The organism is Vreelandella zhanjiangensis DSM 21076 (assembly GCF_000377665.1).
Taxonomy (GTDB): Bacteria; Pseudomonadota; Gammaproteobacteria; order Pseudomonadales; family Halomonadaceae; genus Vreelandella; species Vreelandella zhanjiangensis.
In genome coordinates this window covers 56,424-72,494 of sequence record NZ_KB898647.1, presented here as the reverse complement: position 1 = coordinate 72,494, position 16,071 = coordinate 56,424, and the positions used below count along the sequence as shown (strand labels likewise).

Below are 16,071 nucleotides of genomic sequence, written 5' to 3'. Positions count from 1 at the left end.
GCGCTTTCCATGCCTGTCTTTTAGTCTAATGAACACCGGCTTGACGGCCATCCATAAAACTTTATAAAAGCAATATAAAACAAAAACTTGATTAAAAACATCGTATCTTTAAAGGGTACTTAAATAGCCGCTAAGCTGGTCAGACCAATTTTCCAATAGTGTTATTTCCTGAACCGGGTCGTATCTTTCACCTTATCGCTTTTAACGCTTAAAACGTTAAATGACGACGGTACATATACCTAATAAATAACAGGGTCGATTTTCTCCTATGAATGAAACAACACTTGCTCTCTTGGCTTTCCTGCCACTACTGCTAGCAGGTATTTTGCTCGTTGGGTTTAAAGTACCTGCCAAAATAGCCATGCCTATCGTCTTTTTTACCGCAGCGATCATTGGTCTGACCGTTTGGGATATGTCGTTTACCCGTGTAGTTGCTTCGACTATTCAAGGGCTTATCCAAACAGCAGGGCTTTTATGGATTATTTTCGGGGCTATCCTGCTGCTTAATACGCTTAAGCATTCGGGCGGCATTACGGCTATCCGCAACGGTTTTTCGGGCATTAGCCCCGACCGCCGGGTTCAGGCGCTGATTGTTGCGTGGCTGTTCGGCTGCTTTATTGAAGGGGCTTCTGGTTTTGGTACCCCTGCCGCGGTAGCTGCTCCCTTGATGGTTGCGCTGGGCTTTCCAGCACTGGCAGCAGTTGTCGTGGGTATGATGATTCAATCAACGCCCGTTTCGTTTGGTGCTGTGGGTACGCCGATCGTGGTGGGGGTGGGCAGCGGCCTGGACCGCGCCGGTATTACTGCTCAGCTTGAAGCAAACGGCTCGACGTGGGAGGCATTTTTCCGATTGATCACCAGCGAAGTCGCTATTACTCACGGCATCGTGGGTATCCTGATGCCCTTGATACTGGTGATCATGATGGTGCGCTTTTTCGGGGCGAACCGCTCCTGGAAAGAGGGCCTTTCGATTACACCGTTCGCCATCTTTACCGGCGTATGTTTCGTTGTGCCCTACATGCTGGTAGGCGTGCTGCTCGGCCCAGAGTTTCCCTCCATGATCGGTGCCATGGTCGGCCTGGCAATTGTCGTTCCTGCGGCGCGTAAAGGCTTTTTGCTGCCCAAAGATACCTGGGATTTTCCTGAGTCAACCTCATGGCCGGATGAGTGGATCGGCAACCTGCAAATCAAGCTGGAAGATGTGGCTGGAAAGGCCCCCATGTCTACCTTCAAGGGTTGGATTCCTTATGTACTGCTCGCCCTGTTCCTGGTCGCCTCGCGGACTATTGAACCGCTGCGCGTTGCGCTGACCTCTATCAACTTGAGCTGGAATAATATTCTTGGCGAAGCCGGTGTCAGTGGTGGCGTTCAGCCCCTGTATCTGCCGGGTGGTATCATTATCGCGGTAGTATTGATCACTTATTTCCTGCACCGTATGAATCCCCAGAAGATCAGCGCGGCGGTATCCGAGTCCACCAAAACGATTTTTGGGGCGGGTTTCGTGTTGGTGTTCACGGTACCCATGGTACGTATTCTGATTAACTCCGGCGTTAACGGTGCAGACCTTGTCTCCATGCCAGTGATGATGGCGCAAGCCGTTGCAAACGGTGTGGGCGATATCTACCCCTTCTTTGCGCCTGCTGTGGGCGCGATGGGCGCCTTTATTGCGGGTTCCAATACCGTCTCCAACCTTATGCTGGCAGAGTTCCAGTTTAGCGTCGCTCAAACCCTGGGCCTTTCTACTGCCATGATGGTCGCGCTTCAGGCGGTCGGTGCGGCAGCAGGTAATATGATCGCGATTCATAACGTGGTCGCGGCCTCGGCAACTGTAGGCTTGCTTGGCCGCGAAGGCGCGACGATCCGTAAAACGATTATCCCGACCATCTACTACCTGGTGTTTACCGGTATTATCGCGTTAATCGCTTTTTATGTGATTGGGATTACCGATACGCTGATGTAGCCCTAACAAGCTATTGACATAAAAAACCCCAGACACTGTCTGGGGTTTTTATTGGGCGCCTGTTCATCACACACGGCTAATCAATTCGCTTTAACTCCTTGGCATGCTGCTGGCCTTTGATAACGTAGCTTTGTGCGTTTAGCTTTAAACCTTCTACGGCATCCGCTGAGAGCTCACGCACTACCCGAGCGGGCGAGCCAACAATCAGGGAGTTGGGGGGAAAAGTGGCGCCTTCTTTAATAAACGCGCCTGCACCTACCAGGCTATTTTCACCAATTACCGCGCCATTGAGCACCACCGCCTGAATACCGATCAGGCAGCCATCGCCCACCGTACAGCCGTGCAACATGGCCTGGTGGCCTACCGTTACGCCCTTACCTACTTTAAGCGGGTAGCCGGGGTCAGCATGTAGGACAGCGCCATCCTGAATATTGCTTTCTTCACCTATTTCCAGGTGATCGCTATCACCGCGTAAAACGGCCTGATACCACACGCTTGAACGCGCGCTTAAGGTCACCTGCCCGATCACATCCGCCGTGTCCGCGACATATACATCGTCGTGTATCGCAGGGCGGTGCTCTCCATATTGGTAAATAGCCACATTAACCTCCTGATCATTATTATTAATCGCCTTCTCGGTTAGGCTAACGCCTGTTCCAGCAGCCGGGCAACATGAATGGCCTCTCGGCCACTGCCATCCTTAATCTGGTGACGGCAGCTGGTACCGTCGGCGACCAGAACAGCGCCGTCTTCAGCTTCACGAATGGCCGGCAGTAGAGAAAGTTCAGCCATTTTAAGCGAGGCTTGGTAATGCTCGGCTTCATAGCCAAAGCTCCCCGCCATACCGCAGCAGGAAGACTCGATGGTTTTGACCTCAAGCCCCGGCACCCAGCGTAGCACCTGTTCGACCGGGCGCAGCGCATCAAAGGCCTTTTGATGACAATGGCCATGCAGCAGGGCCTGCTTATAACCTGAATGTTTGAGTGCCAACGGCAGCTGTCCGGCCTCATGGGCAGTGACCAGGAACTCTTCAAATAGAAACGCTGACTCGGCGAGCGCTCGGGCTTGTTCACCAAACCCATACTGCAGGAACTCATCGCGCATGCTTAAAAGACACGATGGTTCAAGCCCCACGACCGCCACGCCGCGATCGACAAACGGCATCAAGTGATCAAGCGTTCGCCTGGCTTCTGCCTTGGCTTTCTCGAACTGGCCGGAGGATAGGTAGGTACGCCCACAGCACAGCGGCCGCTGGCCCTTGGTGACGTTGAGGTGCACCCGATACCCGGCGGCTTCCAGTACGCGCTTAGCGGCTTTGGCGTTGTCGCCTTCCATATAATTATTGAAGGTATCGACAAACAGCAGCACCTCGCGCTCAGCGACTTCGTGACTTGCCGCTTTGTGGTTGCCTGCCAGGAAATTACCTTTGAAGGCAGGCAACGCCCGCTCCGGGGCAAAATTGAGCGTCTTTTTGATTCGGTTGGCCAGAAACGGTGTGCGCTCCACATAGTCCATCAACCCTGAAAAGCGGCTCGCCCACGGTGCATAGCGCGGCATCTCACCTACCATGCGATCACGCAGCGACAGGCCTTTCGCTTTGGCGCGCGCGGTACGCGCTTCAATCTTGAACTTGGCCATGTCCACGCCGGTCGGGCATTCGCGTTTACAGCCCTTGCAGGAGACGCACAGGTCGAGCGCTTCTTTAACAGCGTCGCTGGCAAGCCCCTCCTCGCCGAGCTGGCCCGAAAGCACCAAGCGCAGCGTATTGGCTCGCCCCCGGGTTAAATGCTGCTCGTCTTTGGTCGCTCGAAAGCTTGGGCACATGGTGCCTGCATCAAACTTGCGACAGTGGCCGTTGTTGTTGCACATTTCGACCGCCATGGCGAGCCCATGGGTAGGATCGCCTGCGGTGCCGGGTGGCGTCTGCTCGCCGGTTAGCGGGTCGCGCTTTACGTTCCAGGCTGACCAGTCAAACACCGGGGTCATGGGAATCGTCTGATACGTTTTGGGGAACCGGAAATAGCGCTCGTCATCCATTTTAGGGGTATCGACGATCTTGCCGGGGTTGAACAGGTTCTGCGGGTCAAACAGCGCCTTGATCTCGCGAAAGGCATTGTTAAGCGTATCGCCAAACTGCCAGGCGACCCATTCACCACGACAGATGCCGTCGCCGTGTTCACCGGAGTAAGCGCCTTTGTATTCACGCACCAGCGAGGAAGCCAGTTCGGCAATCTCGCGCATTTTTTCAGCGCCGTCGCGACGCATATCCAGAATGGGCCGCACGTGCAGCGTACCCACGCCAGCATGGGCATACCAGGTCCCTTCGGTACCGTAGCGGTTGAACACCTCGGTAAGCTTGTCGGTGTACTCGGCCAGATGCTCAAGGGGTACGGCGCAATCTTCAATAAACGAGACCGGCTTGCCGTCGCCCTTCATGCTCATCATGATATTGAGCCCCGCCTTGCGCACATCCCAAAGCGCTTTCTGCTCTTTTGCTTCGGGCATATTCACCACGCTGCCCGGCAGCCCCAAATCACCCATCAACTCGTTAAGCGCGCTCAGCGCCGCCAGTTGCTCGGCGTGATCGTGGCCTGCAAACTCCACTAGCAAAATGGCTTCGGGTTTGCCGATCAGAGCTTTCTCTATCACCGGACGAAACGCGGGGTTTTCAAGGGCCAGCTCAATCATGGTTCTATCGACCAGCTCGACCGCCATGGGGCCGAGCTTGACGATATGCTGGGTTAAATCCATCGCCTGATAGAAGGTGGGAAAATTCACCACGCCCAGCACCTTTTGGCTGGGTAACGGAGAAAGCCGTAGCTTGATGCGGCTACTTACCCCAAGCGTGCCTTCCGAGCCAATCAGCAGGTGGGCTAAATTCACCCGACCTTCAGGGTCATAAGGTATAGGGTTCTGGCAGTCGAACAGATCCAGGTTATACCCCCCGACACGGCGCAGCACTTTAGGAAAATGCTCGCGAATCTCGGGGCTGACGCGTTCGGCAATCGCCTTGACCTTTTGGGCGAGCTGCTGCTCCCGAGAGCCCTCGGCCAGGCTATCTACAAAGCTGAATCGTGCTTCAAAGCCATCGGCGAGTATCGCGTCGATGCCCATTACGTTATGCACCATATTGCCGTAATAGATCGAACGCGACCCGCAGGAGTTATTGCCGGCCATGCCGCCGATGGTGCACTGGGCGCTGGTCGAAACATCCACCGGATACCAGAGCCCGTAAGGCTTTAGCCAGGCGTTGAGGTGATCAAGCACCATGCCCGGCTCAACCACCACCGTCCGCGCTTCAGCGTCGAACTCGATGATCTGATTGAGCCAGCGCGTGGTGTCGATAACCAGCGCCTCGCCGACCGTCTGGCCACACTGGCTGGTGCCCGCACCGCGCGCCAGCACCGGCACACGGGCATCACGGGCGATATCCAGAGCGATCTTGAGATCCTCCTGGTGGCGGGGGATCACCACGCCCACCGGGGTAACCTGATAGATCGAGGCATCGGTGGCATAGCGCCCCCGAGTTGCCTGATCAAACAACACGTCGCCTGCCATTTCACGGCTTAAGCGCGCCGCCAGCTCCCCCAGGGGTTTAATTCTGGCGTCGCGCAATGGGGGCTGTTTCGTCAGTGATGTCATGTGACTCTCCCCATCATTAACGCTCTGAAGTGCCTGTGCTAAGCGGGTTGTTGGCAAAGTAGTCCAGAGCGGCGGTGACGCCACTGCCCTGCAAGTTAACACCCGCAAGCTTCATCCCAGCCTCACAGCCGCCCAGCGTGGCAATCAGGGTAAGGTCGTTACAATCGCCCAAGTGGCCAATGCGGAACATCTTGCCTTTGGCCTTGCCCAGCCCCATGCCTAGCGACAAATCAAAGCGCTCGTAGATAATCTTGCGAATCTCATCGGCATCGACTCCTTCAGGCATCACGACACCCGTGAGCACAGGGGAATAAAGCGCCGGGTCCTGACACTGAATTTCCAGCCCCCAGGCCTCGACCGCCGTACGCACGCCAGCGGCCCAGCGCTGATGGCGCGCCAGCACGTGGTCAATGCCTTCATCCAGCAGCATATCCAGCGCTTCATTGAGGCCATACAGCAGGTTAGTACTGGGCGTATACGGCCAGTAGCCCTTCTGGTTGGCTTCCAGAATTTCATCCCAAGCCCAGAAACTTCTGGGAAGCTTGGCCTCCCGGCTAACTTCAATCGCCTTGGGTGAAAGCGCGTTAAAGCTAATCCCCGGCGGCAGCATCAGCCCTTTTTGTGAGCCGGATACGGTGACATCCACGCCCCACTCATCATGGCAATAGTCGGCGCTGGCAAGTCCGGAAATGGTATCCACGATAAGAAGCGCCGGGTGCCCGGTGGCATCGATTGCACGACGCACGGCTGCGATATCGCTAGTTACCCCAGTTGAGGTTTCGTTATGCACTACACACACCGCTTTAATGGCGTGCTCGGGGTCATTGTTGAGGCGTTCCTGGATCATGTCGGCCTGAACGCCTTGACGCCAGCCCTCATAACCCGGAAGGCCGATAAACTCAGGCACAAGACTCAGGCGCAGCGCCATTTTCTGCCATAGCGTGGCAAAGTGGCCGGTCTCGAACATCAACACCTGATCGCCCGGCGACATGGTGTTAGCCAGTGCTGCTTCCCAAGCGCCGGTACCCGAGGCCGGATAGATAATCACCGGGTGCTCTGTTTTGAAGACTTTTTTAACTTTGGCCAGTAGCTCCAGCCCCAAGGCGCCAAATTCAGGCCCACGGTGGTCAATGGTGGGCAGGCTCATTGCGCGCAATATGCGGTCTGGCACCGGTGAGGGGCCTGGGATCTGCAGGAAATGACGGCCGGATGGGTGAAAGTCGAGTTTCAGCATGGTGTGTGCCTCTTGTTATTGTTGCCGGTTAAAGCCTGAAAATTGGATAATGAATGCATTTATGGGTTTTAAAAAACCTACTTGATACAGCCCTCAGCCCGCAGGTGGCTTAGTTCGTCATCAGCAAAGCCCATTCCCTCAAGCACCTCATCGGTATGCTGCGCAAATAGCGGCGCCGCGCTGCGTATTGTCGAAGGCGTTAAGGAGAACTTGCTGGGAAAGCCGATGGTTTTCATTTTTCCCATTACCGGGTGCTCCATCTCTTCCACCATGCCCCGGGCCAGGTAGTGCTCATCGGCCATGGCATCGGCGAAATTATTGATAGGCCCGGCAGGTACGCCCGCGCTATCGCAGAGCGTTAACCACTCATCCACGCTTGCCTCGGCCATCAGCTCTTCCAGCAGCGCTTCAAGCTCATCAACATGCTGGCCACGGTCGTGGTTGGTGAGAAAGCGCGGGTCTTCCATCAAGGATTCACGCTTCAATACGTCGCGGCAAAACCGCTCCCAGGTACGCTGGTTGGCGCAGCCCAGCATCAAATACCCGTCGCGTGCTTTTACCGCCTGATACGGCGCCGACACCCGGTGGCGCCACCCGGTCGGGCCTGGCACCGTGCCTTCAGCAAAGTACGCCGCTGCTTCCCAGGTAAACCAGGGCAAGCCGCACTCGGTAATCGCAATATCGATATGCTGGCCTTCGCCAGTGGTCATCTTGTGAATATGCGCCGCGAGTATTGAATAGACCGCGGTGATGCCCGCGCCGATATCGTAAACCGCAATCCCGGTTTTAAGCGGACGCCTGCCCTCTTCGCCGGTCATCGACATCAGCCCGGTCATGCCTTGAGCCACCAGATCAAAACCACCTTTATGGCTGTAGGGGCCGGTCTGGCCATAGCCTGAAATCGAGCAGTAAACGATACCGGGATTGATGGCCTTGATGGTGTCGTAATCGATTGCCAGCGATTGAGTCACGCCTGGTCGGTAGTTTTCGACAATCACATCGGCATCACTCGCCAGGCGGTAGAATATCTGCCTTGCCCGTTCGTCCTTAAGATTGAGTGAAATGCTCTTTTTATTGCGGTTGATCTGCGAAAAGCAGGTGGACTCGCCGTTAACGTAAGGCCCCATCTGGCGGCTATCGTCGCCGCCGTTGAGCTTTTCAACCTTGATGACTTCAGCACCCATATCGGCCAGCACCATGGTGCAGTAGGGCCCCGCCATGATTTGGGAGACGTCCAGCACTTTTATATTCTGTAAGGGAAGCATGCGCCCTCCTCCTTCTTGTTTAGCGGCCGGTCCACTCAAACGACGTTTTATTGACGAACTTATCCACGGCAGCGGCGAAGTCGCGGCTCATATAGCAGGTAGTCACCCAGTCATCGCTGGCATCCGCTTCAAGCCTTCGCTGTTCAAGCGCCCGGTTGATCAACTCTTTGCTGGCCTGCAGGGTAAGCGGCGCCCGCTTGGCAAAGTCTACCGCGAGCATGGCGACATCATCGTAAATGGTGTCGGCAGCAAAGACGTGGTTCACAAGCCCAGCTGCGTGCGCTTCTTCAGCGCCAAATAGCCGCGCCATCATCAGCACTTCCTTGGTGCGAGCCACGCCGATCATGTCGATCAGGCGCGATACGTTATTGATCGATAGCGTATTGCCCAAGGTCTTGGCGATGGGCACCCCAAATTTCATGGTCGGAGTGGCGTAGCGAAAGTCGCATACCAGGGCAAGCGCGGCACCGCCGCCCACACAGGCCCCTTCAATCAGTGCTAGAGTCGGTTTGGGAAAGCGCTCAAGCTTGCCTACCACCTGATCGATCCGGCGCTCATAGCCGATGGCATCGTCAGGCTTTGAAAAGTTGGCAAACTGGGTGATATCCGTGCCCGCCACAAACGCCTCGCCGCCTACCCCGTGAAGCACCAATGCGTGAACCTCCTCATTACTGGCCAGGGAATCGCAGTAGTGCTCCAGGGCGTTATACATCTCCCAGGTCATCGCATTGCGGCTTTGGGGGCGGTTAAAACCGATCCAGGCAACACCGTCGCGAATTTCAAACTGAACGCTCTCGGTTAGCGGTGAATCATGTGAATCTTTCATAAATGACTCCCTTAGCCGTAGATAAAGTTAACCAGCGCCAGTGCAAACGCGGGGATGTAAGTGTTGATCATCAAAATCGTGAACAGCACCGCGATAAACCACAGGTTGGTTTTGGACGTCGCCCAGATATCCGATTTGGCAATCGAACACGCGGCAATCAATACGCTGGCCACGGGTGGCGTCTGCTGACCAATCGCCAGGTTCAGCGTAACAATCAAGCCAAAGTGCAGCGGATCGATACCCACTTCCAGGACAAGCGGCAGCACGATAGGCACAACCAGAATAATCGCCGCTGCCGAGTGCAGGAATATCCCCAGAATCAGGAAGATAATGTTCAAAAGGGCCAGAATGACGTATTTGTTATCCGTCAGATCGCTGATCTGCATGGCGATTTCCTGGGGCACACGGGTCTCGGTGAGATAACTACCCACCACCGCTGAAGCCGCCACCAGCAGCATTACTACCGCCGTTTGTACACCAGCACTTTTGCACGAGTCGATAAAATTCCTGATCGTAAACTCGCGATACACCACCGCACTGATAAAGATCGCCACGCACACAGCAAGGGCCGCGCCTTCGGTTGCCGTCACAAAGCCACCAAAGATACCGCCCAGAATAATGACGGGAATCAGCAGCGCCCAAACCGCTTCCTTCAGGGCTTTCCACAATACAGATGCCTGAAAACGCCCTTCAGAAGGAAAGTTGTATTTTCGGGCAAGGTAGTAACACATGGCGGCTAGCCCCATGGCGCCTAAAAGACCCGGAAAAATACCCGCCACAAACATCTGGACCACGGACTCACCGGACATCACCGCGTACAGGATCATGGGAATCGAAGGCGGCAAAATGATCGCAAGGCTCGCCGCGGATGAAGAGATGGAAGCGGCAAACTCTTTCGAGTAGCCCTTTTTACGCATGGCCGGAATCAGGATACTGCCGATCGCCGACACGCCCGCCACCGATGACCCCGAGATTTCAGCGAAAAATACCGAAGCCCCAATAGTCACCATGGAAAGCCCGCCCTTGATAAACCCGACCATGGCCATGGCCAGATCGATCAAGCGCCGCGAGATACTGGAGGCATTCATGATCGCGCCGGCCAGGATAAACAGCGGGATGGCGATCAGGGGGAAGTTCGTAGCCCCCTCGAACATGGTCATGCCCACCGTCGGCATTGCCATGCCGCCGTAGGTCATAAAGGTGGCGATGGTGCCGACTAGCGCCAGGGCAACCGCCACCGGCACATTGATCATAATCAACACGATCAAGGCGAGAAATATATACAGTATGGTCATGCTGGTTACCTACCCTCGCTGATGAGTGCTGACGGCTTCGACTTCTTCGGCATCGATACCGGCTTCTTCCAGTTCATGATCGATAAACCCTTTGCCACGTGCGCTTTTCAGCACATCGGGTAGGCGCAGCAATTCGGCGATAATGAACAGCACGGAAGCCACGGGAATGGCCGACTGGGTAAGCTGCATGGAAATTGCCGGCAGGCTGACCATATTGACGCCTTCAAGAATCAGCATCACCTGGTAGCTGGCCAGGCCGAGAAATACAAAAAAGCCGATGGTGATGGCTTCTGCCAGCAATGCGATCGGCACCCGAATCGACGGCGGGCACATATTCAATATGCTGGGACAGGTAATATGCGCCCCTCTTGCAGCTGCCAGTGCCGTTCCGTAGTACGTCACCCATGCCAGCAGCACGGCCGCCAGCTCGTCATACCAGCTCAATGGGAAGCCGAGATAGCGCGTAACGAACCCGATAGTGACAACGCCTGCCAAGGCAATAACCAAGACCACCACAATCCCCTCAAGAAACGAGAAATAGGCGTTCTTGAACTTGGTATAAGCACTCATTGAAACCTCCAGAGCAATAAGGCGCACCCTGCGTCAGGCAATGCGCCTCGAAGAGACCGTTGCCGGGCTTATTCGCGTAGGCTGGCTACCGTATCGATTAATTCCTGACCGCCATCGACGTCTTCGGCAAACTTGTCATAAATGGTCTGGGAGGCTTCAACAAAAGCATCGAAGTCGACTTCATTCACTTCCATGCCTTCGTCACGCATTTTTACCAAGGTTTCTTCATCCAGGCGCTGCCCCTCTTCAAGGGCGAAGTCTTCCATTTCCAAGGCAACTTCCTCGAGCACCGTGCGTACTTCCTCGGGCAGGCGGTTCCAGCTGGCTCCTGCGGTCAGATACGCCGGGGTATAGACGTGATTGGAGAGCGACAGGTAGTCCTGAACTTCCTGAAACCGCGATGAGTAGGTCTGAATCAGCGGATTTTCCTGACCATCCATTGCACCGGTTTGCAGCGCCACGAATACCTCAGAAAGCGACATCGGTGAAGGGGCGGCACCGTAGCTTCGGAACATTTCAATGCGCCATACGCCACTAGGTGTGCGCAGCTTGATACCGCTTAAATCTTCGGGTTTAACAATGGGACGAACGTTATTGGTGATTTGACGGAAACCGTTTTCCCATACGCCGATAATTTTAAAACCGCGCGCCTCGGCTGCTTCATAAAGTGGCCCACGAACGACTTCATCACGAACCCGCTTCATGTGCTCACGATCTTCAATCAGGTAGGGCATTTCAAACAGAGCAAACTGATCAGACTCAGAGCTCATTACCGTCGAGGGGATGGAGAGATCCAATGACCCCAAACGTAAGCGCCGCATCATTGATTCATCGCCGCCCAACTGGCTGTTGCCGTACACATTCACTTCAGCCACACCTTCCAGGCGCTCATTGGCAAGCTCGGCAAAGCGATTGGCGGTAATTTCAAACAGCGAGCCTGGGCCGCCTACATGGCCCAGCCGCACTTCCGTATTGGCATTCGCCGTAGAGGCCTGTAAGCCAATCGCCACGGCAACGGTCAAAAGTGTTGTTTTGAAAAATTTCATAGAGCACTCCAAGAGAAACTTATTGTTGTTGGATCGTCGCCACCGGGGCATGTGGCCCGATGAACCTTGCACGCTCATTCAGTTGTCGCTTCCCTGCGACGCGTACACCGCTCCTGTGCACTCATTCAATTTGAATTCAAAATTCAAAATTAGGTATTAAACTTTCGTATTGATAGAAAGACTTGGTTCACAGCTGTTTGATTTACAAGCAATCGGTCGCAGGCGATAAGCGTAAAAATTTTCAGCCATAAAAAAAGCGCCTTCGTTGAGGCGCTTTTGTTGATAATTCGACAAGGGAAGCGTTAATCAAGCGTAGGCTCAAGGCCCCACTTGAACCCTGCGGCCTCAATACCCGCCATGGCAGCCTGCTGATCTTCGCTTGACGATGCACCACTGATGCCTACGGCGCCAATCACGCAGTCCTGTTCATCAAGAATGAGCACACCACCAGCCACAGGGGTAAACCGACCTTGAGAGGCGGCCGCTACGCTAGCTAGAAAGGCAGGCCGCTCTTGATTGCGCTCCCCTGTTACGCCGCTGGCAACGCCAATACCTAGCGCGGCATAGGCTTTGCCTTGCGCTACGGGGTAGCGCAACGGCGCGCATCCATCTTCCCGCTCAGCCACCACGACGTGGCCGCCACCATCCAGCACCACGATGGTTAAGGGCGTAAGGTCAGCTTCCCGGGCTTGGGTAATTGCCCCTTCCACCATTGCTCGGGCCTGGGCTCGGGTCAGCTGCACGCTTGCGAGATATACGTTACCTGCCATTGATTGCTCCTTGTTATCCTTGTTAACTGCTAAGTTCTCCTAATATCAGGAGAGGTCGAATACGCTTTACCAACATTTTTTATACGCTCGTTAATATTGAATTCATAATTACTTTTGCAGATCATACGTAGACTCGCCACTATACCAAGCGGGAAGTCGGCTAAATTTTATTAGTACTGTGCAAAAGTACTACGTAAAGCTTGGTAGGATCGCCAGGTGGATGACCGAGAAGGAAGAGAACAATGACGAAGATACTTCAGCGCAACTTGTACCGCGAGGTCGCCGACCGTATCGGTGATCTTATCGAGCACGGCGAGCTGTCGCCTGGTGAGCGGATCTCAGAAAAGCAGCTGTGTGAAAAATTTGGCGTTTCGCGCACTCCCCTAAGAGAAGCACTCAAGGTGCTGGCGACCGAAGGCCTGATTGAACTGCTGCCCAACCGCGGCGCCCGGGTAGTTCGCTTAACCTTCAAGAAGGTCAAGGACACTTACGATCTTATGGCGGCGCTGGAAGGTTTATCTGGCGAGCTGGCCTGCCAACATATCACCGACAAGGAAATTGCTGTCATTCGCAAACTCCACAACAGCATGCTGGATCACTACCATCAGCATGATTTAAAAGCCTATTTTGAACTTAATCGGCAAATCCATGAAGGCATTCTGGCCGCCTCTCAAAACGAAGTGCTTCAGGAGATGTACAGCAATCTTAGCCAGCGCGTAAAACGCGTGCGCTACTCGAAAAAGATGACCCAGGCGTTTTGGGATCAGGCGGTCAAGGATCATGAAAACATGATCAACGCACTGGAAAAGCGCGATAGCCAGCTGCTCGGCCAGATTCTGCGCGACCACTTGTGCAATAAGCTTGAAGTGGCGACGTTAGCTGGAGTGATCGAAGATGAAGCGCCTGATGAAGGGCATAGCGTTGTTAACGCATAAACGTGCTACCAGGGTTCCATACGCATAGCGGAGCGCTCCAGGCGCTCGCTTTCTGCCTCCAGCTCACGCAAAAGCTCGGTAATGCTGGTGAGATGCTCAAGCGCGACCTGGCGTGCCTGCTCGGCATCGCCGGATATCACGGCATCGTGAAGCTTTGCATGCTGGCGGTTGATCATCTCACGCGGGCCCTCGCGATGATAAAGGTGCTTGACGGAAGCGAACACCGAGCTCAGCAGCAGATCGGTCAGGCTTTGTAGCGTATGCACCAGCACAGGGTTGTGGGACGCCTGGGAAACTGCCAAATGAAACGCGTGGTCAAGCCGCGCCAGACGCTCCACATCGATGGGGTTTGAATGCTCGGCATAATCCGCCATTTCCCGGTAGCGTCTAGTAATCAGCACGCGATCCATGGACGTGCCTCGCCTGGCGGCCAAAAACGCCGACTCGCCTTCCAGCAGAGCGCGTACTTCGAGTAAATCAAACAGCGTGCGCGGATGGTCATGGAACAGGTGCATCAGCGGGCTTTTATCATGCATGGGCAGAAGCGACGCCACGGTTGAGCCGTGGCCCTGGCGCGTTTCGATCATCCCTCTACTGCGCAAAATCCTTAGGCCTTCACGCAGCGAGGCGCGGGACACCTTGAGCCGCTCGCACAGTCGTCTTTCAGACGGCAACAGCTGCCCAGGGCGAAAAACACCATCCAGAATCAAGCGCTCCAGCCGGGCCGCTACGTTTTCAGGCGTACGCCTGCCCATGGACATGTCTTCACTGGAAAAGCTCATGTTCTTTCCTTTTAAAAGCCCGCCTGGATGATCCATAAGATAAGCCTCATCGCACCGTAACTATAAAGCTCAACATTGCATGATTATCGACCAATTACTGGTCTGACCATTGCACCACACTCTGGACAGGCATACAAAAACAGCTCAGATTGACCCATGCTTGATTGACCGTGCGGTTACCTTAAACGATAAAAAAACCTGGGATGTTGTGATGAATATCCTCTTTGATGAGCGTCTTGATGGCGAGCTTGCACGCCGTGATAAAACCGAGGTTTTAACCGACATACAGCAGGCAGTGCCGACCCTGACCCTGCTCCACCGGGAAGAAGATTTGCGCCCCTTCGAGTGCGATGGCCTGGCCGCTTACCGGGTATTGCCCATGCTGGTAGCGCTGCCCGAAAACCTTGAACAGGTCGAAGCCCTGTTAAAACGCTGCCACGCATTAGACGTACCAGTGGTGACGCGAGGCGCGGGAACCGGCCTTTCCGGCGGCGCGCTGCCGCTTGAGCAGGGCGTACTGCTTGTGATGTCGCGGTTTAACAAGATACTGAGTGTTGACCCTGATGCGCGCATGGCACGCGTGCAGCCTGGGGTGCGTAATCTGGCCATTTCCGAGGCGGCCGCGCCTTACGGGCTTTACTACGCCCCCGACCCGTCATCCCAAATTGCCTGCTCGATTGGCGGCAACGTGGCGGAAAACGCCGGCGGCGTACACTGCCTTAAATACGGTCTGACCGTACACAACGTACTGCGCGTTGATGTGCTGACCATTGAAGGTGAGCGCATGACGCTGGGCGCTGAATCGCTGGATGCGCCGGGTTTTGATCTGCTCGCTCTGATGAACGGTTCAGAAGGCATGCTGGGTGTGGTCACCGAAATTACCGTCAAGCTGCTGCCCAAACCGGAGACCGCCAAAGTCTTGATGGCAAGCTTTGACGACGTTGAAAAAGCCGGCCGCGCAGTGGGCGATATTATTGCGGCGGGCATTATCCCAGGCGGTCTGGAAATGATGGATAAACTTGCCATCAAGGCCGCTGAAGATTTTGTCAAAGCGGGCTACCCGCTGGACGCCGAGGCGATTTTACTGTGCGAGCTTGATGGCGTCGAAGCGGACGTGGATGACGACTGCGAGACGGTACGCCGGGTGCTCGAAAAAGCCGGTGCCACGCAGATTCAGCAGGCCCGTGATGAGCTGGAGCGCGCCAAGTTCTGGGCCGGGCGCAAAAATGCCTTTCCGGCGGTTGGTCGCATGTCGCCTGATTACTACTGCATGGACGGTACGATTCCCCGCTGCGAACTTCCCCGCGTGCTCAAGGGCATAGCAGCGCTTTCTGAACAGAGCGGCCTGGCGGTGGCCAACGTCTTTCACGCCGGTGATGGCAATATGCACCCCCTGATTTTGTTCGATGCCAATAAAGAGGGTGAGCTGGCACTGGCCGAAGAGGTAGGCGGCAAGATTCTGGAGCTGTGCGTGGCCGCTGGTGGTTCGATTACCGGCGAACATGGCGTAGGGCGCGAAAAGATCAACCAGATGTGCAGCCAGTTCCAGGCGGATGAAATCAGCGTTTTCCATGCACTAAAAGCCGCGTTTGACCCCAAGCGACTGCTTAACCCAGGAAAAAATATCCCGACACTGGCCCGCTGTGCTGAATTTGGCGCCATGCATGTCCATAACAATGAATTGCCGCATCCAGAGCTACCGCGCTTTTGATGATAAATCGAACAAGGCAAACACCAGGAAAGACC

General features: G+C 55.1%; 13 protein-coding genes. 3 read left to right on the top strand and 10 right to left on the bottom strand.

Annotated elements, in window-relative coordinates; genetic code table 11:
• Positions 1-268: 268 nt before the first annotated feature.
• Entirely contained in the window at positions 269-1,960 is a 1,692-nt protein-coding gene (locus D467_RS0104585) for an L-lactate permease (protein WP_018916331.1), read from the top strand.
• A 76-nt stretch (positions 1,961-2,036) separates the two neighbouring features.
• Here the strand turns inward: D467_RS0104585 and D467_RS0104580 are convergent, their stop codons facing one another.
• From D467_RS0104580 to D467_RS0104540, 9 genes are all read right to left on the bottom strand, one after another.
• A complete protein-coding gene (locus tag D467_RS0104580) occupies positions 2,037-2,561 on the bottom strand; it encodes a gamma carbonic anhydrase family protein (RefSeq protein WP_018916330.1) in 525 nt (174 codons plus the stop codon).
• Positions 2,562-2,599: 38 nt separating this feature from the next.
• Complete coding sequence (locus D467_RS0104575) at positions 2,600-5,602, bottom strand: FAD-binding and (Fe-S)-binding domain-containing protein (RefSeq protein ID WP_018916329.1); 3,003 nt, start codon at positions 5,600-5,602, stop codon at positions 2,600-2,602.
• Between the two features lie 16 nt (positions 5,603-5,618).
• Positions 5,619-6,836 (bottom strand): pyridoxal-phosphate-dependent aminotransferase family protein, encoded by a 1,218-nt coding sequence (locus tag D467_RS0104570; RefSeq protein WP_018916328.1) that lies wholly within the window; start codon positions 6,834-6,836, stop codon positions 5,619-5,621.
• Positions 6,837-6,913: 77 nt separating this feature from the next.
• The gene (locus D467_RS0104565; RefSeq protein WP_018916327.1) at positions 6,914-8,101 is read right to left on the bottom strand and encodes a CaiB/BaiF CoA transferase family protein; all 1,188 of its coding nucleotides are present in this window, start codon (positions 8,099-8,101) and stop codon (positions 6,914-6,916) included.
• Positions 8,102-8,120: 19 nt separating this feature from the next.
• Positions 8,121-8,927: an enoyl-CoA hydratase/isomerase family protein gene (locus tag D467_RS0104560; RefSeq protein WP_018916326.1), complete on the bottom strand. Its 807-nt coding sequence runs from the start codon at positions 8,925-8,927 to the stop codon at positions 8,121-8,123.
• A gap of 11 nt (positions 8,928-8,938) precedes the next feature.
• Positions 8,939-10,222, bottom strand: coding sequence for a TRAP transporter large permease (locus D467_RS0104555; protein ID WP_018916325.1), 1,284 nt, complete (start codon positions 10,220-10,222; stop codon positions 8,939-8,941).
• A 9-nt stretch (positions 10,223-10,231) separates the two neighbouring features.
• Entirely contained in the window at positions 10,232-10,792 is a 561-nt protein-coding gene (locus D467_RS0104550; RefSeq protein ID WP_018916324.1) for a TRAP transporter small permease, read from the bottom strand.
• Positions 10,793-10,860: 68 nt separating this feature from the next.
• On the bottom strand, positions 10,861-11,838 hold the full coding sequence (locus tag D467_RS0104545; RefSeq protein ID WP_018916323.1) for a TRAP transporter substrate-binding protein: 978 nt from the start codon (positions 11,836-11,838) through the stop codon (positions 10,861-10,863).
• A 302-nt stretch (positions 11,839-12,140) separates the two neighbouring features.
• On the bottom strand, positions 12,141-12,608 hold the full coding sequence (locus tag D467_RS0104540; protein ID WP_018916322.1) for a GlcG/HbpS family heme-binding protein: 468 nt from the start codon (positions 12,606-12,608) through the stop codon (positions 12,141-12,143).
• 242 nt (positions 12,609-12,850) lie between these two features.
• Here D467_RS0104540 and D467_RS0104535 point away from each other — a divergent pair, with 242 nt between their 5' ends.
• Positions 12,851-13,543 (top strand): GntR family transcriptional regulator, encoded by a 693-nt coding sequence (locus D467_RS0104535; RefSeq protein WP_018916321.1) that lies wholly within the window; start codon positions 12,851-12,853, stop codon positions 13,541-13,543.
• 5 nt (positions 13,544-13,548) lie between these two features.
• On the opposite strand, the gene glcC is transcribed toward D467_RS0104535, so the two are convergent.
• Positions 13,549-14,325 (bottom strand): transcriptional regulator GlcC, encoded by a 777-nt coding sequence (gene glcC / locus D467_RS0104530; protein ID WP_018916320.1) that lies wholly within the window; start codon positions 14,323-14,325, stop codon positions 13,549-13,551.
• Positions 14,326-14,536: 211 nt separating this feature from the next.
• Here glcC and glcD point away from each other — a divergent pair, with 211 nt between their 5' ends.
• Positions 14,537-16,036, top strand: a complete 1,500-nt coding sequence (glcD, locus tag D467_RS0104525) for a glycolate oxidase subunit GlcD (RefSeq protein ID WP_026285607.1) — start codon at positions 14,537-14,539, stop codon at positions 16,034-16,036.
• Positions 16,037-16,071 lie beyond the last annotated feature (35 nt).